14 protein-coding genes are annotated in these 19,512 nt (G+C 63.7%); 2 read left to right on the plus strand and 12 right to left on the minus strand.

Annotated elements, in window-relative coordinates:
- From VIZ63_RS00590 to VIZ63_RS00610, 5 genes are all read right to left on the minus strand, one after another.
- On the minus strand, nt 1-1,250 hold a 1,250-nt coding region (locus VIZ63_RS00590; protein ID WP_331607532.1), incomplete at its 3' end, for an efflux transporter outer membrane subunit.
- A complete protein-coding gene (locus VIZ63_RS00595; RefSeq protein WP_331607533.1) occupies nt 1,247-2,797 on the minus strand; it encodes a DHA2 family efflux MFS transporter permease subunit in 1,551 nt (516 codons plus the stop codon). The genes VIZ63_RS00595 and VIZ63_RS00590, both read right to left, overlap by 4 nt.
- On the minus strand, nt 2,794-3,909 hold the full coding sequence (locus VIZ63_RS00600) for an HlyD family secretion protein (protein ID WP_331607534.1): 1,116 nt from the start codon (nt 3,907-3,909) through the stop codon (nt 2,794-2,796). The genes VIZ63_RS00595 and VIZ63_RS00600 overlap by 4 nt, the downstream gene beginning before the upstream one ends.
- 29 nt (nt 3,910-3,938) lie before the next feature.
- Nucleotides 3,939-4,454, minus strand: a complete 516-nt coding sequence (locus VIZ63_RS00605) for a MarR family winged helix-turn-helix transcriptional regulator (RefSeq protein ID WP_331607535.1) — start codon at nt 4,452-4,454, stop codon at nt 3,939-3,941.
- 206 nt (nt 4,455-4,660) lie between these two features.
- Entirely contained in the window at nt 4,661-6,319 is a 1,659-nt protein-coding gene (locus VIZ63_RS00610) for a M28 family metallopeptidase (RefSeq protein WP_349261090.1), read from the minus strand.
- Nucleotides 6,320-6,490: 171 nt separating this feature from the next.
- On the opposite strand from VIZ63_RS00610, the gene VIZ63_RS00615 reads away from it, so the two are divergent.
- Nucleotides 6,491-6,880, plus strand: coding sequence for a hypothetical protein (locus VIZ63_RS00615; protein ID WP_331607537.1), 390 nt, complete (start codon nt 6,491-6,493; stop codon nt 6,878-6,880).
- A gap of 334 nt (nt 6,881-7,214) precedes the next feature.
- Nucleotides 7,215-8,504 (plus strand): serine/threonine-protein kinase, encoded by a 1,290-nt coding sequence (locus tag VIZ63_RS00620; RefSeq protein ID WP_331607538.1) that lies wholly within the window; start codon nt 7,215-7,217, stop codon nt 8,502-8,504.
- A gap of 125 nt (nt 8,505-8,629) precedes the next feature.
- Here the strand turns inward: VIZ63_RS00620 and VIZ63_RS00625 are convergent, their stop codons facing one another.
- From VIZ63_RS00625 to kdpA, 7 genes are all read right to left on the minus strand, one after another.
- Nucleotides 8,630-10,918 (minus strand): TonB-dependent receptor, encoded by a 2,289-nt coding sequence (locus tag VIZ63_RS00625; protein WP_331607539.1) that lies wholly within the window; start codon nt 10,916-10,918, stop codon nt 8,630-8,632.
- Nucleotides 10,919-11,013: 95 nt separating this feature from the next.
- A complete protein-coding gene (locus VIZ63_RS00630; RefSeq protein WP_331607540.1) occupies nt 11,014-11,442 on the minus strand; it encodes a hypothetical protein in 429 nt (142 codons plus the stop codon).
- Nucleotides 11,443-11,553: 111 nt separating this feature from the next.
- The gene (locus tag VIZ63_RS00635; protein ID WP_331607541.1) at nt 11,554-12,237 is read right to left on the minus strand and encodes a response regulator transcription factor; all 684 of its coding nucleotides are present in this window, start codon (nt 12,235-12,237) and stop codon (nt 11,554-11,556) included.
- Between the two features lie 24 nt (nt 12,238-12,261).
- Nucleotides 12,262-14,928 carry a sensor histidine kinase KdpD gene (locus VIZ63_RS00640; RefSeq protein ID WP_331607542.1) on the minus strand — a complete coding sequence of 889 codons (2,667 nt, stop codon included), beginning with the start codon at nt 14,926-14,928 and terminating at the stop codon, nt 12,262-12,264.
- A gap of 16 nt (nt 14,929-14,944) precedes the next feature.
- Entirely contained in the window at nt 14,945-15,556 is a 612-nt protein-coding gene (kdpC, locus tag VIZ63_RS00645) for a potassium-transporting ATPase subunit KdpC (protein WP_331607543.1), read from the minus strand.
- 10 nt (nt 15,557-15,566) lie between these two features.
- Nucleotides 15,567-17,624 carry a potassium-transporting ATPase subunit KdpB gene (gene kdpB / locus VIZ63_RS00650; RefSeq protein WP_331607544.1) on the minus strand — a complete coding sequence of 686 codons (2,058 nt, stop codon included), beginning with the start codon at nt 17,622-17,624 and terminating at the stop codon, nt 15,567-15,569.
- A gap of 120 nt (nt 17,625-17,744) precedes the next feature.
- A complete protein-coding gene (kdpA, locus tag VIZ63_RS00655; protein WP_331607545.1) occupies nt 17,745-19,475 on the minus strand; it encodes a potassium-transporting ATPase subunit KdpA in 1,731 nt (576 codons plus the stop codon).
- Nucleotides 19,476-19,512 lie beyond the last annotated feature (37 nt).

Raw genomic sequence — 19,512 nt, forward strand, 5'->3', positions numbered from 1 at the left:
CGCGCAGCCCGTTCCGCGTTTGCCTGAGCCTGCAGTTCCGCGGCGCCATGATTCAAGGCTTCGAGCGAATCCGCGACCTGGCTGAACGCTTCGAGCACGGTCTGTTCATAGTTTGCAGCGCTCGCGTGCAACGCATCGACCGATGCCCGCTTCTGTGCACGCAGCTTGCCGCCATCGAAGATCGGCGCCACGAGATCTGCGGCCAGGCCAAAAACACCGCTGCCGCTGTCGAACAAGTCTGCAGCCGCAATCGACTGCTGGCCGAGCGACGCAGTCAGGTCGATGTGCGGATACAGGTTGGATTCGGCGATGCCGACTGCGGCCGTGGCGGCATGCAGCTGCGCCTCGGCAGCGAGTATGTCCGGCCGGCGACGCGCGAGTTCCGACGGCAATGTCACCGGCAGATCGTCGGGCAAGGTGAGCTGGGCGAGATTCAGATCTGCAGGTGCCGCCGCGGCCGGTGCATTGCCGAGAGTCACCGCCAGCCGATGACGCGCCTCACTCAGCTGCTGGCGCAGCGGCGACAGCGCCGTGGTATCGCTGGCGAGCTGACTCTGCGCGCTGACCACATCGAGACGCGATACTGAACCTGCGTCGAAGGCGATCTGCACGAGCTTCAGGTTCTCCTGGTCGCGATCGAGCAATGCTTCCACCGTCTCGATCTGCGTCCGTAGCGATGCCACGCGCAATGCTTCCGTGATGGCATTGCCAGTGACTGCGAGCCGCGCCGCCTCAACCTGTTGCTCACGGTAGTCGACCAGGGCGCGCTGCTGTTCTATCGAGCGAGTGAGGCCGCCCGTGTAGTCGAGTGCATAACTCACCCTGGCGCCCACCGAGAAATACGTGAATGGCGCCGGCTTCGGAAACGATCCGAGAAACTGCGCGCCGATTTTCTCGCGGCCCACACCGGCAGTCGCATCCACCTGTGGCCAACGCGCACCTGCACGTGCATTGGCGAGTTCCTGCGCTTCGGACAGTGTCCACTGTGCCGCTGTCAGCGTGCGATTGCCTTGCAGCGCACGCGCCACGATCTGATCGAGTGCCTCCGAACGAAACAGCTTCCACCATTCGGTCGGCGGCGCCTCACCCAGCGACAGCGTCTGCATCCCTTCGCCCGCGGGCGTCGGATCCACATAGCGCTCAGCCGCCGGTGGTTCTGGGCGCCGGAAATCCGGGCCGACCGTGCAGGCAGACAGCAACATCGCCAGAGTCAGAACCACCGGGCGTACCGGCATTGCATGTGTCGTCATTCGATCACCGCAGCAGCCTGCTCGTTGCGCGCCCCTTTGGATGAGCGCAGCAGCAGGGTCAAAGGAACCGCACAAAGCGTCAGCACGAGCATCAGCTTGAAATCATTGTTGTAGGCGAGCATGGCCGCCTGTTGCGTCACAGAGGCATTGATGCCCGCCAGTCCCATGGGAGACGCCAGGGCCTCGTTGAGCGGCGTGAGCCCATCGCTGAAGGGCGTGATGTGTTCGGCCAGACGCGAATGCATGATCTGCGTGTTGCGCACCCACATCATCACGACGACGGAGATGCCGATACTGCTGCCGATATTGCGCATCAGACTGAACATCGCCGTGCCCTCGTTACGCAATTGCGGCGCGAGCGTCGAGAACGCAATGGTCGACAGCGGCACGAATGCGAGGCCCGTGCCGATTCCCTGCAGGACACCGGACCAGATCACCATCCCCGGCCCCATCTGCAGATAGAAGCCCGTCATCTGCCACAACGCGAGCGCGGTGATCAGCAGCCCGGCCACCACCATGTAACGCTGGTCGACACGTCCTGCGAGGACACTCACCAGCACCATGGCCAGCAACGTTCCGATACCACGCGGCGCGGTCACCAACCCCGTAAGGACAATCGGGTAATTGAGGAGTCCCTGCAGCATCGGCGGCAGCAACGCCAGAGTGGCGAAGAGCACGACACCGACGATGAAAATGAAAATGCAGCCGGTCAGGAAGTTGCGATCGCGGAACAGACGCAGGCTTACGAACGGCGCATGTTTCGTGGTCAGGATATGGACGATGAACGTGTACATGGAAAGCGCGGCAATGCCTGCTTCGATCCAGGTTTCCGGATCATTGAACCAGTCATTGCCCTGGCCGCGGTCGAGCATGAGCTGGAAGCTGCCGATCGCGAGCGCCAGTGACGCGAAGCCCATGAAATCGAAGCGGGAAATTTTCTGCGGCGTCTCTTTCAGGAAGGACATGACGCCGAGAAAACTCAGGATGCCGATGGGCACGTTGATATAGAACACCCAGCGCCAGGTGTAGGCCTCCGTGAGCCAGCCGCCGAGCGCCGGGCCCAGAATCGGACCGAGCGTAATACCCATCACCCAGGTGGTCATCGCTCGCGCATGGCGCTCGGGTGGATTGATATCGAGCAACGTGGCCTGTGCCATGGGCACCAGTGCCGCGCCGGAAATGCCCTGGAGCAGGCGCGCCGTCACGATCTCCGGCAGGCTGTTCGCCAGACCGCAGAAGGCCGATGCGAGGGTAAAGCCGAAGATGGAGAACAGGAACACGCGCCTGCGCCCGAAGCGCCCGGCGAGCCAGCCGCTCAGCGGCGTCATGATGGCTGCAGCGACGATGTACGACGTGAGCACCCAGGACATCTGATCCTGTGTGCTCGACAGCGATCCCTGGATGTGCGGCAACGCCACGTTGGCGATCGTGTTGTCGAGCACTTGCATGACGGACGCCAGCATCACCGACACGGTGATGAGTCCGCGATGCTTCACGGTCGGATGCACTTCGCTCACGCCGTCCGCCGTGGCAGCCGCGACGCTCATCTGCTGGCAGTGGCCGCCGCCGGCACGCCGGTGGGATCTTCGTTGGCCCCGAACAGATGCCGCTGATAGCGCGTATCGACTTCGACGACCGCACTGAACCCGCTGTGCAGGGGAATGCTGGTATCGATCTCATCGAATTCGACGCGCACCGGCAGTCGCTGTACGACCTTCACCCAGTTACCCGTCGCATTCTCCGCCGGCAGCATCGAGAACTGCGATCCGGTGCCGGGACTGACGCTGACGACGCGTCCAGGGAATTTTCTCCCGGGATAGCTATCGACCTTGATGGTCGCTTCCTGGCCGGGGCGCATATGAGCGAGCTGGTCCTCCTTGAAGTTCGCCTCCAGCCACACGTCATGCGTCGACACGAGCGCAAAGACGGGAGTGGACGCCGCAACGAAGCTGCCGACCTGCAACTGTTCGACCCGCGTCACCACACCGTCGCCCGGCGCGCGCACTTCTGTGTACGACAGATTCAGATTGGCACGATCCAGCGCAGCCTGCGCCCGCAGTACCGTGGGATGTTTCGCCAACGCGATATTGGCGTCGCCGCCCAACTGCGCGAGCACCCCGGTCAGTTCGTGCTGCACGCTGTCGACGCGGGTGCGCGCTTCGTCGAATGCATGATTCGTGCGATCGACTTGCGACTGGGACGCGATGCCGGACGCGAAGAGCTTGCGCTGACGCTCCATCTCGCTGCGCTGATACGCCAATGTCTCCCTGACCGAATCCAGTTCGGCACGCTTCTGCAGGTACGTTGCCTTGAGCGAATTGACCTGCAGCTGCGCCGCGCCAAGCTGCGCTTCGGCCTCCGCCACGGAGATGCGAAACGGCTGCGGATCGAGCCGGAACAGCAGATCCCCGCGCTGCACCACCTGGTTGTCATGAACCAGGAGTTCGACGACGCGGCCAGGCACGTTGGTACTGACCGCCACGCGTGCGGCGGTGACATAGGCGTCGTCGGTCGACTCGTAGCGACCACCCGTCACATAGAACCAGGCAGCGAACGCCACGAGAATCACCGGACCGGCGATGAGCAGCGGCAGACGGGCACGCTGCAAAGCGGTGGCAGCATTCCCCTCATCGGGGACATCAGTTGCGATGGTGGACATGAGAGTGAGTTCTGGATGACGGAAGGAAACTACTTGGCTGTGGCAGCACGCGAGGCGCCGCGGATACGCCGTGCCGGCGAAGGATCCGTTGTCTGCGGCGGCGCTGCTGCCTCGGGGGCGCTGAGCGCGCAGGCGTTCTCATGAACACGTTCGAGAACGCGCATGAATTGTTCGCGCTCGACCTTGCCGATGCCGGCGAAAATTTCTGCGCGTGTGAGCTGCGCGATACGGTCGACTTCCTCGAGCAATGGCTTGGCTTTACTGGTCAGGTACAGTCGGCGGGCCCGCCGATCGCTGGGATCGTCTCGGCGCTCGAGCAGCTTGTCGGCCTCCATGCGATCCAGCATCCTGACCATCATCATCGGCTCGACATCGGTCAGCTCAGCCAGCCGCGCCTGGCTCACTCCTTCGTTTTTCTCCAGTTGCAATAGCAGCTTGCACTGAACCAGGGTCAGCGAAATTTCGCGCGCATGCTGCTCGAAACGCACCGTGAAACGGCGCGTCACATCCTTCAGGAGAAAACCTACATTCTTGAGCGGATCCACGACTCGCCTCGTTCGCCCGCCAACGGCGGGACCTAACGAGCGATATAGTAACGATCGTTACTATATCCAATGTTTCTTTTTCGTAATGCTTGCCGAAATGGCGCGACGCCTGCAGAAGAAATGGCCGCAAAAAAGGCGCAAGAATCGCAACAGCAGGAATCTATTCTTCGATCTGGTTTTGGAGGCACGTAGTGCGCACCTCTGCTTCAGCGTCGCTGCGCCTCCGACTGGCGGCGGATGGCGTTGAACTCCGATTCCGCCCGCCACTGCGGCCAGCGTCGGGAGTTCGCGAGATCCTGGCCAAGGATGCGGAACAGCTCGATGTCCTGAACTGCGCCGCGCAGATCCCAGTTTGCATTCCAGGCGTCGCAGGGCTGGTGATAGCAGCGCATGTAGCCCTCGAGCCAGCGATTGCCCGCCTCGCGTCCGCCATCGACCATGTCGGCGGCGCCGCTGATGGCCATCAACAACAACACGGGCACGCCCTCGCGCGCCAGCGGAAAGTGATCCGCACGGTAGAAGAGTCCACGCTCGGGCAAGGTCTCCGGGGTGATGCTGCGTTGCTGCGTGGCTGCAGCCCTGGCGAGGTCGTCTTCCAGACTGCTCTGGCCGGCGCCGACCAGCAGCACATCGCGCGCGAGACCCGCGGTCTGCAGGATATCGAGCGTCAGGTTCGCGGCGGTCTTCGACAATGGATACAGCGGCTTCGCTGCGTAGGCCTGCGAGCCGATCAAGCCGCGCTCTTCGGCGGTCCAGGCGGCGAAGACCAGCGTTCGCTGCGGTCGCGGCCCGGCTTTGAAAACACGCGCCAGTTCGATCACGCCGGCCACCCCCAGCGCATCGTCGTTGGCACCCGCCCGGATCGTACGACCGTCGGCGTCTGGCGGGCCGACGCCGTATGCATCCCAATGCGCGCCAAACATCACTGTCTCATCAGGTCGCTCGCTGCCGGCGATCTTCGCCAGCACGTTGTGGCTCTCGGCCAGCGTCGCGGTGACCGGTAAGTCGACGGAGAACGTCGTGCCCCGCAATTCGACGGGTTTGAAATCCGCACGACGCGCCTGACGACTCAATGCGGCCAGATCGAGGCCCGCGGCGTGAAACAGCTCGGTCGCCGTGCCGGCTGCGATCCAGCCCTGCAATTGCACGCGCTCCTGCGGATTGGCCCGCACCAGATCGTAGTTTTCGCCCGCGCCAGCGATCACCGTGGGCCAGCCATAGCCCACCCCGTCGGTGTCGTGCACGATCAACGCCGCTGCAGCGCCGCGGCGCGCGGCCTCCTCGAACTTGTAGGTCCAGCGGCCGTAGTACGTCATGCGCCGACCGCCGAACTTGCCGGCCACCGGTTCATCAGGCGCGGCATGGAAATCAGGATCGTTGATCAGGAAGACGGCTACCTTGCCCTTGAGATCGACGCCCTTGTAGTCATCCCATTGCCGCTCCGGTGCATGCACGCCGTAGCCGACGAAGATCACCGGCAGGCTCTCCAGCGCCACCCTGTCAGTGTTGCGCACGGTGCTGACGTAGATGTCCCGGGACTGCGTCAGAGCGCGGTTCTCCGCGTTGACACGGAAACCGAGGGTGCGCGGCGTGCCGACCTGAGTTCGCACCAACTGCACCGCCTGCGTCCATCCGCCCTTTTCCCCGCCAGGCTCGAGGCCCAGGTCGGCGAAAGTCTTCGACAGCCAGGCGATGGTCTTCGTTTCTCCTGCCGTTCCGGGCGCGCGGCCTTCGAAGTCATCGGAGGCCAGCACTTTCACGGTCTGCGACAAGCGCTGCGGATCGATCGTCACCGCCGGTGCGGCACTCACGGCCGACGCGAGGAATGCCGCGATCGGGACGAGTAGCACGTTGCCGCGGGACATGGCTGCCATTGCGATCTCCACATGGACGAATTCGGTGCGCGACAGTGTGCCCTGCACCGGAACAAACAGCATCGTGAAAAAATAATTCCACCGGAAACGCAATGAGGCCTTGGAAGGTTCATTCCCTACTCGCTATGATCGGTCCGTCGCTTGCCGCTCCTACGTGATCGGATGACGCTGATCGAACTGCCTCGCGCACTCGAAGACTATTTTGCTTTCGCCGAAACCGAGCCGACCCGCAGAGGTCGCCGTTTCTCGATCTCATTGCCGTACTTCCAGGGATCGCGACTCGAACGGTTGCAGTGGTGGTATCACGTGACTCCGGGGCAGGAGCAGATGTACGAAGGCACCGGCCTCGTCGTCTTTCGCGAGCGGGCTATCGAGCGTTTTCGCCGCCACATCGAACAGTGGCTCGCGAACACCCACCAGCAACTGCACGGCGACGAGCCCATCCCCCACCTGAGCACACGTCCCAGGTCCATTCCCGAAACCGAAACCGACACGCGGCCACTCGCCGATGTCATCCCGCTTCCCGTCGATCGGGTCGCGGTGAACGGATAAGCAGCGCCCGGATTTCACACAGAGAGCACAGAGGGCACAGTTAGAAAAAAAAGAACGGGAGCACTCACGGGGGAAGAGAGCTCTTTTTCTCGGTGCTCCTTGGGTCCGTGACTCTCCCCCTGTGACCTCTGTGTGAAATCTTTCTCTCTGGCGACATAACACGGTCTGCCAACCGAATCCCGGCACCCGGATGTAAGCAATTGCATCCAATGGACCTCATGGCGGAGGAAATGAGCCGGCGTTCACATCCTGTTACGCGCGCACGTGAATATTCTTCGAGCCACGCACATCTGGATCCCGGGGCAGCTATCCGGTCTGACAAGGAAGAAAGCGTATGGCGCGGCACATCGACCAGATCATCGACGATCTGTGCAACGGCTCGCTGACACTGGAGGCAGCCTGCAGCACGTTGCTGCAGTCGAGTCAGGAGGACCCGACCGGCACCCGCTTCTGGAATCTCTCCATCGAAACTGCGCTGAAGCACAAGCGCATACCGCATGCGGCGGGACGTGTCCTGCTCGATGCCCTCGAGGGCTTCCCGACCGATCGCACCGTGTGGATCGACTCCGGCATGCTCGATGCGTCGATCGGCAATGCCACCGGCGCGCGTATCAGGGATACGGAACGCCGCATTGCCAGTGTCCTGCAGTGCGTCGCCAGCAATGACATCCCCATGGCGGCCGCCGCCCGATCGCAGGCACCACTGACCGGCCCCATCGAGTGGTACGACTCGCGGGCCATCGCCGATGCTTCCTCAACCAGGCCGGAAACGATCGGCGCAGGCTCGGTGCTGAAGGGGCGGTACCAACTGGCCGAACACCTGGGCGCCGGCGGCATCGGCCAGGTCTTCGCAGCCGTCGATCTCGCCGTCACGGACCATGAACGCAAAGTCACGGTGAAGATCGTTGCGGTGAACCTGCGCCATCAGCCGGATGCGCTGTCCATTCTCGAAACCGAAGTGCGGCGCACGCAGCATCTCACGCACCCGAACATCGCCTGCATTCACGACATCGGCCGCCACGGCGACAACGTGTTCATCGTGATGGAGCCGTTGCGCGGCCGCTGGCTGAGCAGCCTGATCCGCGAGGCGCGCGGCAAGGGCCTGCCTTACGCGACGGCCTGGCCGATCATCTCGGCCATTGCGAACGGCCTTGCCCACGCGCACCAGCACGGCATCGTGCACGCGGACCTGAGTCCGCATGCAATCTTCCTGTGCGATGACGGCACGGCGAAGATCATGTGCTTCGGACTGATCAATGCCCTGCCGAACAGCAATGAATCGCTCGACGTTCTGGACACCCAGACTCTGCGGGCCTACACCGAAGCCTATGCCGCCGATCCGTGGGCACAGATCTCCCGCCCGCATCCGGCCGATGATCTGTATCCACTCGGCGTGATCGCGTACGAAATGCTCACCGGCAAGCATCCCTACCAGCGTCACAGCATGATCGTGGCCCGCCAGAAAGGCCTGAAGTTCGCACCCATCCTCGGCCTGCACAGCCGCGCCCGCAAACTGCTCGAACGCTGCCTGTCATTCGAGCGCGCCGACCGGCCGCAGAATGCCGATGGCTTCCTGCGCAAGATGCAGCCCGGCCTTCTGGATCGCATGCTGACGGCGGGATAGGAAGACTGAAGATCTCCACGGGGAGCACCGGGTATCACGGGGCGAGGCAATAAACGCACGACAGTTTTCATGCCCCGCGTTTCCCCGTGAGCCCCGTGGAATTTCTTCTTCCGCTCTGGTCCACCTCAGAAATCCACGCTGATCTCCGCCGAGTACGAGCGCTGCGTATACGGGTGGAAGGCCCAGTACGTTTGGTTGTTGAGGTTGTCGATACCGAGTGAGACCGTGCACAGATCGGTCAGGCGATAGCGCGTACGCGCATCGATGACGAAGTAGCTGCTGGTGCCGGTGTACGTGAATCCGTTCGGATCGGTGTTGTCCAGCGTGTTGTACTGCCGGCCGCTGTAGCGCGCGCCGAGCGATGTGGTCCAGCGATCGCCGCTGCGGTACGTGGCCAGCAGATTGCCACGCCATTCAGGCACGCGTGGCTGCCACTTGCCCTCGCTGTCAGGGAAGTTCTCGTTCTCGACGATGCGCGAATGCGCGTAGGTCAGGCTCGACAACAGGTCCAGACCTTCGATCACGACATCCCGCATCTGCCATGCAACTTCGCCGCCGCTCGTACGGATGTGCTCGACGTTCTGAATGGTCGTGACACTCGTCGTGCCGGTGACATTCGTCTGTGAGTACAGCGCATCGCGCGTGTCCTCGTGGAAGAATGTCATACGCAGCAGTCCGCGATCGAACGCCCGCTCCGCGGTCAGCTCGCCGGTCCAGGATTTTTCCGGTTCGAGATCCGGATCGTTGTTGACGATCGCATTGGTCGCGATCGATCCCTGATACAGCTCGGCCACTGTCGGATTGCGTACTGCTCTGCCGAGCGAGGCCTTGAGCGCCCAGTCCGGCGAGACCTGCCAGGCGATGGCTGCTTTCGGCGAGACATGGGTCTCGGCACGCTTCGCGAATGGCAGCGTGTCCTGCGCATTCGAGATCGACCCATTCGATGCCTGCCACTCCTCGAACCGCAAGCCGAGCGTCGCGCGCCAGTCTGTGGCAAACCGCCACGTGTCCTGCGCATAGAGGCTCTGCAGTCGGGTATCGCCCTGGAATGCGGAGAAACGCGTCATCGCCGCACCGCTCAGCCAGTCGTCGGTGTTCGAGACGAGTGTTCGCAGTTTGTGCGCGTCGCGCTGATACCCCACATCGATCACGTGATTGCCAGCGACCCCGCCGGGTCGCCACGTTCCTTTGAGTGCAATCGCATTCCAACCCGTGCCGTCCTGATCGGTGATGCGGCCTGCCCCGCCGCTGGCGGCCGCGGGCAGCGCGCCGAGCGGCGAGCGCACCTCATCGCGTGCGTAGTCATACAGACTTGCCGCGACCTCCCAATCCCAGGTGCCGCGCGTGTCCGATTTGAGCGCGATCCCGTGCATCAGATGCTGCAGATCGCCGCGGCTGATCGAGATGTCCGTCGGTGCCAGCGTATAGGTGCGTCCGTCGACATTGATCGGACCGCTGTAGATGGGATCGCCGCTGGCATCGTGCAGATAGGTCTCGGCATTGCGATCGGCCTCGTTGCGCCACCAGCCGAACGTGTAGCTGAGGCGCAGCGTCGGGGAGAAATCGTAGGCGAGCTTGGCCTTCGCGTGATCCTGCACGGTGTGCACCTGGCTGGTGGCACCGAGAATCAGCCAGTCCTGATTGCGCGGATTCCTGTCCGCAATCGCACCGGTCACCGGCGTGCCGGCGCTTCCCGGTATGCCCGCACTGACGAGCTTGTTGGCGAAGACGATCGGATGACCGTCGCTGTCCAGGCGATTGTAGTTCAGCCACCAGGACCAGTTGCCGGTGCGATCGCCGACCGATGCGCTGGCCTGCCAGCCGGTGTAGCGCCCGTCGGAGCCGTAGACGCTGAAATCTTCGCCGAAGCTCGTGATCTTCGCGTGTGCCTCCACCTGCGTCGGCATACGCGTCACATAGTCGACCACAGCGCCGACGGAGTTGCCGGGATAGGCCGCGGAAAACGGCCCGTACAGCACGTCGACGCGCTCGATCTCCTCCGGCGTCACCATGCCCCAGCGCGGCGTGAAGGTGGCGCCGTTGCCGAGCAGGTTCGACAGCAGGATGCCGTCCGCATAGACGAGCGATCGCGCACTGTTGTTGGTGCCGGAGGCGCGACTGGCGAGCACGGCATGATCGTAGTCGCCGATGTAGCGCTTGCGCACGACCAGGCTGGGCAGGTACTTCAGCGCGTCCTGGGCGTCGGTGGCATTGATCGTGTCGGCGATATCGGCACCGGTGATGCCTTCGATGGTGGTTGGAATCTGGGTCGGTAACGACGTGGGCCGCGTGCCCACCACCGTCACCGTACCCAACGTCCTGGTCGGCGCCGTGTCTTCAGCCGCGGCAGCCTGCAACAGCGCGCAGGCCACGACGAGGCTCGTCGTAGCCGGCACGCAGATCCGGGTAGTCATTAGTCTGTCTCCGAATGCCGGCGCGAACCGGCATGAAAAGCGTCGCGGCCATTGTCACGACGACAACGGACGCATCATTTCCAGGAAGTTGCTTTTCAGGAGAACTGCGGCGGACCGCGAATGCGCTCGACGTGCAATGGACCGGCACTGACGGCCGGACCGGTGGTGAAATCGACGCGCTCTTCGGGAGCGCGAATCGAATCGGTGGCAACGAAGGACGCATCGAGCAGCGCCGCCGCTGCGACCAGCGAGAACGGACAGGCCGACACTTCGTGCGACGTGTCGTCGGATGCAGCCTCGCTGTGATGGCCGGCGTGCTGCGACATGTCGTGATGACCGGCATGCGCCGAATGATCCATCGCAGGCGCAGGAAGACTCATCGACGCGGGCTGGAGCACGCCCGGACAGAACATGAGCTGCAGGCCATCCGCCGTCGACAACATATAGCCGGCCGGGATCATGGCGCGTGCGATGAGCAGCGGCAGGATCCAGAGCGACAGCAGTTTGAGGATGCGGCGGTTCATGGTGGTATGGGCGGTCGGCCGCAGTATAGGTTCGCGACGCCGCGGACGGTTACCCCAATTGGGAGGGGTCGTCTGCCTGTCTTTGGAGAGGGGTATCAGGCCGCGAGCGGGCTAAACCGCCAACCGATAGCCGATCCCCGGCTCATTGACGATGTACTTTGGCGCACCCGTGGTGTCACCGAGCTTTTCGCGCAGCTGCGCGACATACACGCGCAGGTACTGCACGTCGTCACTGTGAGCGGGGCCCCAGACCTGAGCCAGCAACTGGCGATGCGTGCAGACACGCCCTGCCGCTCTCGCCAACACCAGCAGCAACTCGAACTCCCGGGGCGACAGTTTGATGGGAACGTCGCCGAGTCGCACCTCGTGCGCCGGCACGTCGATGCGCAACGCCCCTGCTTCGATCACCGGCGACGTCGTCTCGCCGGAATACACACGCAGCGACGCGCGGGTGCGCGCCAGCAGCTCCGCGGTACTGAAGGGCTTCTGCACGTAGTCGTTGGCGCCCGCATCGAGCGCTGCCACTTTGTCGGCCTCGTCCGATCGCACCGACAGGACGATGATCGGCAACTGCGTCCACACGCGCACCGCGCGGATCACGTCGAGCCCTGAGATGTCGGGCAGGCCCAGGTCCAGCAGGACCAGGTCGGGCTTCCTGCCAGTGCAGGCCTCGATAGCGGCACGACCATCCGCGGCTTCGATCGTTTGGTAGCCGGCGGCTTTCAACGTGATGCGCAGGAACAGGCGGATCTGTTCATCATCGTCGACAACCAGGATGCGCGGTCGGGCGTTCATGACGGCGATTGTGACCGATCGCCGTCAACCCGACACCGGCAGATCGAATTCGATACGCGTGCCGCGGCCGTCCGCGTTCTCTGCAACAGCAATGCTCCCATTCATTGCCTCGACGAAGCCCTTGCAGATGGACAGGCCCATCCCCGCACCGGCGATGACGCTGTCCCGCAGCAACGCCCGCTGGAACAGGTCGAAGACCTTGCCACGCTCGGCCACGGGGATTCCGGGCCCCTGATCGCTGACGGCAATGCGGACCCGACCGCCGAGATCCGTGGCTTCGATCGTAATGGTCGTGCCCACCGGCGCGAACTTGGCCGCGTTCTCCAGCAGATTCGCCAGTACCTGACCCAGCAACGTGGCATCCGCCTGCACGGCCGGCAGTGCGGCGGGAATGCGGATATCGAGGGTGTACGACGCCAGTAGCGTACCGAGGCGCGCGATCGATTCGTTCGCGGCATCGCGCACGTCGATAGGCCCCAGGCGCAGCGTCAGGGCACCGTACGACAATCGGGTCATATCGAGCAGGTTCTGGATCAGGCGATTGAGTCGCTGCGCCTCGCCGATCGCAGACTCGAGCAGTTGCAGGCGATCGCTTTCCGGCATCTGTTGCGACAGGTCGCGCAACGCCGTGAGTCCGCCCGTGATGGACACCAGCGGCGTGCGCAGGTCATGCGATACGGATGACAGCAATGCAGAGCGCAATGCTTCGGTGGCCTGGCGCACCTGCGCATCCTGTGCGAGCTGCCTGAGGCGAAAGCGCTCCCAGGCCGACCCCAGTTGTGCCTGCAGTGTGAACAACAGGCGACTGTCCTCGGCGCTGACCGACGCCGTACTCAGCGGCAGGTGCACGCCGATCACGCCGAACGAGCGGTCCGACTGCGTGACCGGAAGAAAGTGCCAGTTGGCCGCCGGCAGCGTTCGGGTGCCGCGCCCTGCAGGTTCGCGATGCGCCAGAGCCCAATCCGCCGCTGCCTGATCGGTGTCCGAGAACTCACGTGCCCGCACCGGTCCGAGCGGCGGCGCAACGCGCTGATCCGATGTCGCCGCGAGCACGGCGCAGCGATGACCCAAAAGCTCGGTCATGCCCTGCTGCGCGGCGCTGACCAGGTCGCGCTCATCGACCGCTGTCGCCAATCGCCGCGAGAAATCGAACAACGCTTCGACACGACGCGTGCCCAACCAGGCATCGTTCGCCTGCCGGCGCAGGCGCGCCGCCAGCTGGCCGACGACGAACGACACGGCGAGAAAGACCAATAACGTCGCCGCGTCGACCGGTTGATCGACGGCCAGCGAATAGCGCGGCTCGGTGAACAGGTAGTTGTACGTGAGAAACCCGAACACGCTGCAAAGCAGCGACGCCGCGAGGCCCTGGACCGCGCCGGCAAACGTGACCGCGAGCAGAAAAATCAGCGCCAGGTTGTCGATACCGATCAGCGGTTCGAGCGCCGCGCCGATAGCCGAGGCGCCGGCGGCGAACGCCACTGCCACGAGCGCATCGCTGACCGACACCCAGGAGCGAACCGTCGGCGTCACGCGCTGGCCTTCCGTCTCGGTGGCGGTCGCATCCGCAACCACCGTGATCTCGAAATCAGTCGCGTGTTCGAGCAGCCATTGTGCCAGCCGGCGATGCCGCCAGAAGCGATGCTGCAGGTCGCGGGTCCGGCCGACGACGATCTGGGCAGCATTGTGCGACCGCGAGTAGTCGACGATGGCATCGCCGACCCGGTCCGCCGTCAGAATGGCCGTCTCTGCACCCAGCTGCGACGCCAATGCGAGATTGGTGTCGAGCCGTTCCCGGTGGGCCGCGCCGATCGATGCACCCAGGGTCTGCACATAGATCGCGGTCCACGGCAGATGGCGCTGGTCGGCCAGGCGCTTCGCCGCACGGATCAGACATTCGCCCGCGCCGCTGGCGTCGATACAGACGATCAATCGGCCGCGCGTCGGCCACGGCCCGGCGATGGCGTGCGCGCGCATGAATGTGGACATGTCGTCATCGACGCGCTCGGCGGCGGCGCGTAACGCCAGTTCGCGCAGGGCCAGCAGGTTGCCGCGTGAGAAATAATTGTCGAGAGCACGGCGCGCGGATTCCGGCACGTACACCTTGCCCTGTCGCAGTCGCTCGATCAGGTCGTCCGGCGGCAGATCGATGAGTTCGACATCGCGCGCCTGCTCGATGACGGCATCCGGCACCGTTTCGCGAATCTCGATGCCGGTAATACGCCCGACGAGATCGTTGAAGCTCTCCAGGTGCTGGACGTTCAACGTCGTGTAAACGTCGATCCCCGCGTCCAGCAGTTCCTGCACGTCCTGATAACGCTTCGCATGCCGCGAGCCAGGCACATTGGAATGCGCCAGTTCATCGACCAGCGCCAGGCGCGGCTTGCGGGCGAGCAGCGCATCGAGATCGAGTTCGTCCAGCTCGCGACCGCGATAAGGGATGTGCTGGCGCGGAATCTGCGGCAACCCCTGCAACAGCGCTTCGGTTTCCTGCCGACCATGCGTCTCGACGATGCCGACCACGACATCGACGCCCTCCGCAAGTTTGCGGCGAGCGACACTGAGCATTTCGTACGTCTTGCCGACCCCCGGCGCCGCACCCAGGAAAATCTTCAGGCGTCCGCGGTCGTGACGCTGTGCTTCGACGAGCAATGCTTCCGGTGACGGACGAACGGTTTCGGACGCAGACATGCGCAGGATTATGCGCTCACTCGCTTCCCGGAACGGTGGCCCCGTCCGGTCCACGAACGGCAGTTTCATCCAGCGCGAGGTTCAGCTCGAGCACATTGACCGTCGGTTCGCCGAACAGGCCCAGCCAGCGATCGGTGCTGTGCTTTGTCACCAGCTCACGAACGCGTTCGACCGGCAGCCCGCGCGCACGGGCCACGCGCGCCACCTGATAATTCGCGGCCGCAACGCTGATGTGCGGATCGAGTCCGCTGGCTGACGCCGTCACCAGGTCCACGGGGACAGGCGCATTGTTGCCGGGATCCACCGCCCGCAGACCCTCCATACGGCCCTTCGCCGCATCGACGAGCGCCGGATTCAACGGGCCCTGGTTGGTGCCGCCGGATGCGAGCGCGTTGTAGGGTGCACCGCCAGTCGCCGATGGACGTCCCCAGAAGTACTGCGGCTCGGTGAAGGCCTGTCCGATCAGGCGCGAGCCGACCGGCCTGCCATCCCGAACGATCAGACTTCCGGAAGCCGCGTCGGCAAAGAGCGCTGCCCCGATCCCCGTGATGACGAGCGGATAGACCACTCCAGTCACCAGGGTCAGGAAGGCGAAGATCGTCAACACGGGTCGGATCTGTGAAGTCATGACGCTACCTTCAGGCAATACCGAACAGCACCAGCCCCAGGTCGATCAGCTTGATGCCGATGAACGGCACCACGATGCCGCCGAGGCCATAGATGAGGAGATTGCGGCGTAACAGGGCCGCCGCGCCGAGCGCTCGATACTTGACGCCTTTCAGCGCGAGCGGCACGAGGAACACGATGATCAGCGCATTGAAGATCACGGCCGACAGGATGGCCGAGGTCGGGTTCTCGAGCCCCATCACGTTCAGTGCATCGAGCTGCGGATACGTCGTTGCGAACGCGGCGGGAATGATCGCGAAATATTTCGCGACATCGTTCGCAATACTGAACGTCGTCAGCGAGCCGCGCGTCATGAGCATCTGCTTGCCGGTCTCGACCACTTCGATGAGCTTGGTCGGATTGGAATCCAGATCGACCATGTTGCCCGCCTCCTTCGCGGCCTGCGTGCCCGAGTTCATGGCAACAGCCACGTCCGCCTGGGCCAGGGCCGGCGCATCGTTCGTGCCGTCGCCCGTCATCGCGACCAGTCGGCCCTGCGACTGATGCTCACGAATCAGTTTGAGCTTCATCTCCGGCGTGGCTTCGGCAAGAAAATCATCGACGCCCGCCTCGGCGGCAATGGCGGAGGCCGTCAGAGGATTGTCGCCCGTGATCATGATGGTTTTGATGCCCATGCGACGCAGCTCGGCGAAACGATCCTTGATGCCGCCTTTGACGATGTCCTTCAACTCAATGATGCCCAGCACCCGCGCATCGTCCGCGACGACCAGCGGCGTGCTGCCTCGACGCGCGACTCGCTCGATCGCCTCCGTCACTTCCGGCGGAATGCGCTGACCGAGCCCTTCCACGTGCTTGCGGATGGCATCCTGCGCGCCCTTGCGGATCTGCCGTCCACCCGTATCGACGCCGCTCATGCGCGTGTGCGCCGAGAACGGCACGAACGTCACGTCCTGCGATGAGCGTTCGCGAATGTTGAAGCGCTTGGCCAGGACGACGATGCTGCGGCCCTCCGGCGTTTCATCCGCCAGCGAGGCCAGCTGGGCTGCATCGGCGAGTTGCAGCTCGGTGACGCCGTGGGCCGGCAGGAAGGCCGCGGCCTGGCGATTGCCCAACGTGATGGTTCCTGTCTTGTCGAGGAGCAGCACATCGACATCGCCTGCCGCCTCCACCGCCCGACCCGACGTTGCAATCACGTTCGCCTGCATCATGCGGCTCATGCCCGCGATGCCGATCGCCGAGAGCAACCCGCCAATGGTGGTGGGTATCAGGCACACCAGCAGCGCGATCAGCGCCGTGATTGCCACCGGCTGACCGAGCTGCGCCACCTCGACGCCATAGACCGAGAACGGCAGCAGCGTGACGGTGGCCAGCAGGAACACCAGCGTCAGCGCGACCAGCAGGATGGTCAGCGCAATCTCGTTCGGTGTCTTCTGCCGACGCGCGCTTTCGACCATGGCGATCATGCGATCGATGAACGTCTGGCCGGGATTGACGGTGATCTTCACCACGAGCCAGTCCGACAGCACTTTGGTGCCGCCGGTGACCGAGGAAAAGTCGCCGCCCGATTCGCGGATGACAGGCGCGGACTCGCCGGTAATCGCGCTCTCATCCACCGATGCAGCACCGTCGATCACGACACCGTCGGTCGGAATGATGTCGCCAGCTTCGACGACGACGATGTCATCGATATGCAGCTCCGTCGCCGCCACCGTCTGGTGCATGTGGCGATGTTTCGGATGCGTGATGAGTTTCGCCTGGACGGTCTGCTTTAGCCCGCGTAGCGAAGCGGCCTGCGCCTTGCTGCGTCCCTCCGCCAGCGCTTCAGCGAAGTTGGCGAACAACACGGTGATCCACAGCCAGACGGTGACACCGAGAATGAAACCCGATGGCGCATCGCCGCTGCCATCGAGCGACTGGATCCACAGCAGTGTCGTGAGCATCGCGCCGACATAGACGACGAACATCACCGGATTACGCCACTGCGCACGCGGGTCGAGCTTGCGCAGCGAATCCAGCAGCGCAGGACCGAGCAACGTGCCATCGAGCATCGGAAGTTTTTGTCTGGTCATAAAAGAATCGGAAAAGAAATTCTCCACGGGGTACACGGGGAAACACAGGGTCTCGGAGGGAAAGAGCGGGGCCTTCTCGCCCCGTGATCCCCCATGTTCCCCGTGGAGTTCTTCCTTTCTTCAGCTCCTCATCATCAAGTGTTCAACGATGGGCCCCAGCGCCAGCGCCGGGACGTAAGTCAGCGCGCCGATCAGCAATACCGAACCGATCAACAGCACGACGAACAGCGGGCCGTGCGTGGGCATCGTGCCGGCGGTCGCTGGCGCGCGCTTCTTTGCGGCCAGCGAGCCCGCAATGGCAAGCACCGGTATCAGTACCCAGAAGCGGCCGAGCCACATCGCAATGCCGAGCGCGGTGTTGTAGAAGGGAGTGTTCGCCGACAGTCCTGCGAACGCGCTGCCGTTGTTGTTTCCCGCGGAACTGAATGCGTACAGGATCTCGGAGAAACCATGCGCGCCGGGGTTGGCAACGCCCACCTTGCCCGCTGTCACCGATACCGCGACCGCAGTGCCCAGCAGTACGACGAACGGCGTCGCGAGAATGGCAATCGACGTCATCTTCATGTCGAAGGCTTCGATCTTCTTGCCGAGGTACTCTGGCGTGCGGCCGATCATCAGTCCGGCGATGAAGACGCCGAGCAGCGCATAGATCAGCATGCCGTAGAGCCCGGAGCCGACACCGCCGAACGCCACCTCGCCCAGCTGCATCAGGAACATCGGCACGAGTCCGCCGAGCGGCGTCATCGAGTCATGCATCGAGTTCACGGCGCCCGTCGAGGTCGCAGTCGTCACCGCAGCGAACAGCGCCGACGCACCGATACCGAAGCGGGCTTCCTTGCCTTCCATGTTGCCGCCGGGCTGCGCATCGCTGCGCGCCGCATCGGCCCCCACCTGCGCGAAGATCGGATTGCCCTGCTGCTCGAAGTGGATGGCGACCACCCACATCGACACGAACAGGATCGCCATCCCGGCCAGCACTGCCCAACCCTGACGCGCATCACCGACCATGCGGCCGAAAGTGAATGTCAGCGCAATCGGAATCAGCAGGATCGCGAAAAGTTCGATGAAGTTCGTCAACGTATTCGGGTTCTCGTAGGGATGCGCGGAGTTGGCATTGAAGAAGCCGCCGCCGTTCGTGCCGAGTTCCTTGATCGCTTCCTGCGAGGCGACCGGCCCCATCGCCAGCGTCTGCGAATGACTGCTCTGCACCTGCGGCGCAATCGCGACGACTTCCTTGTAGGCGTCGAAATTCTGGATCACACCCTGCGATATGAGCACGAGCGCGATGACGGCCGCGATCGGCAACAGGACATAGAGCGTGATGCGCGTCAGGTCGACCCAGAAATTGCCGATCGTGGCCGCGCCGTGGCGGGCGAAGCCGCGAATGAGCGCCACCGCGACAGCGATGCCGGTCGCGGCGGAGACGAAGTTCTGTACCGCGAGAGCGAGCATCTGCGTCAGGTAGCTCATCGTGGATTCGCCGACGTAACCCTGCCAGTTGGTATTCGTGACGAAGCTGACGGCCGTATTGAACGAAGAGTCCGCCGTCACTGCGCCGAACTGTTGCGGATTGAGCGGCAACCAGGCCTGCAGGCGCTGCACGCCATAAACGAACAGCGTGCCGACCACGCTGAAGAGCAGCACGCCGATGGCGTACTGCTTCCAGCCTGTTTCGCGTTCCGGATCGATGCCCGCGACGCGATACACCAGCCGCTCGACGCCGAAGCGCAAACGGCTGCGCGAGGTCGCCCCGCCCTCGAGCACGTCCGCAATGTAGTGGCCCAGAGGCCGGCCGCACACAGTGGCCAGGGCCAGTACTGCCAGCCCCAGCACGATCGCTGCAATCGTCATTGGATTCTCCGCGTCAGAACTTTTCGGCCTTCAGCAA

This window comes from Povalibacter sp. (assembly GCF_036520495.1).
Taxonomy (GTDB): Bacteria; Pseudomonadota; Gammaproteobacteria; order Steroidobacterales; family Steroidobacteraceae; genus Steroidobacter.

Bases quoted from the DNA above. Each gene is read 5' to 3' on its own strand.
- VIZ63_RS00635 (WP_331607541.1), bottom strand. From the start codon at position 12,237: ATGAACGCCCGACCGCGCATCCTGGTTGTCGACGATGATGAACAGATC.
- VIZ63_RS00610 (WP_349261090.1), bottom strand. From the start codon at position 6,319: ATGTCCCGCGGCAACGTGCTACTCGTCCCGATCGCGGCATTCCTCGCG.
- VIZ63_RS00625 (WP_331607539.1), bottom strand. From the start codon at position 10,918: ATGACTACCCGGATCTGCGTGCCGGCTACGACGAGCCTCGTCGTGGCC.
- VIZ63_RS00630 (WP_331607540.1), bottom strand. From the start codon at position 11,442: ATGAACCGCCGCATCCTCAAACTGCTGTCGCTCTGGATCCTGCCGCTG.
- kdpB (WP_331607544.1), bottom strand. From the start codon at position 17,624: ATGACCAGACAAAAACTTCCGATGCTCGATGGCACGTTGCTCGGTCCT.
- kdpA (WP_331607545.1), bottom strand. From the start codon at position 19,475: ATGACGATTGCAGCGATCGTGCTGGGGCTGGCAGTACTGGCCCTGGCC.
- VIZ63_RS00620 (WP_331607538.1), top strand. From the start codon at position 7,215: ATGGCGCGGCACATCGACCAGATCATCGACGATCTGTGCAACGGCTCG.
- VIZ63_RS00615 (WP_331607537.1), top strand. From the start codon at position 6,491: ATGACGCTGATCGAACTGCCTCGCGCACTCGAAGACTATTTTGCTTTC.
- kdpC (WP_331607543.1), bottom strand. From the start codon at position 15,556: ATGACTTCACAGATCCGACCCGTGTTGACGATCTTCGCCTTCCTGACC.
- VIZ63_RS00600 (WP_331607534.1), bottom strand. From the start codon at position 3,909: ATGTCCACCATCGCAACTGATGTCCCCGATGAGGGGAATGCTGCCACC.
- VIZ63_RS00595 (WP_331607533.1), bottom strand. From the start codon at position 2,797: ATGAGCGTCGCGGCTGCCACGGCGGACGGCGTGAGCGAAGTGCATCCG.
- VIZ63_RS00640 (WP_331607542.1), bottom strand. From the start codon at position 14,928: ATGTCTGCGTCCGAAACCGTTCGTCCGTCACCGGAAGCATTGCTCGTC.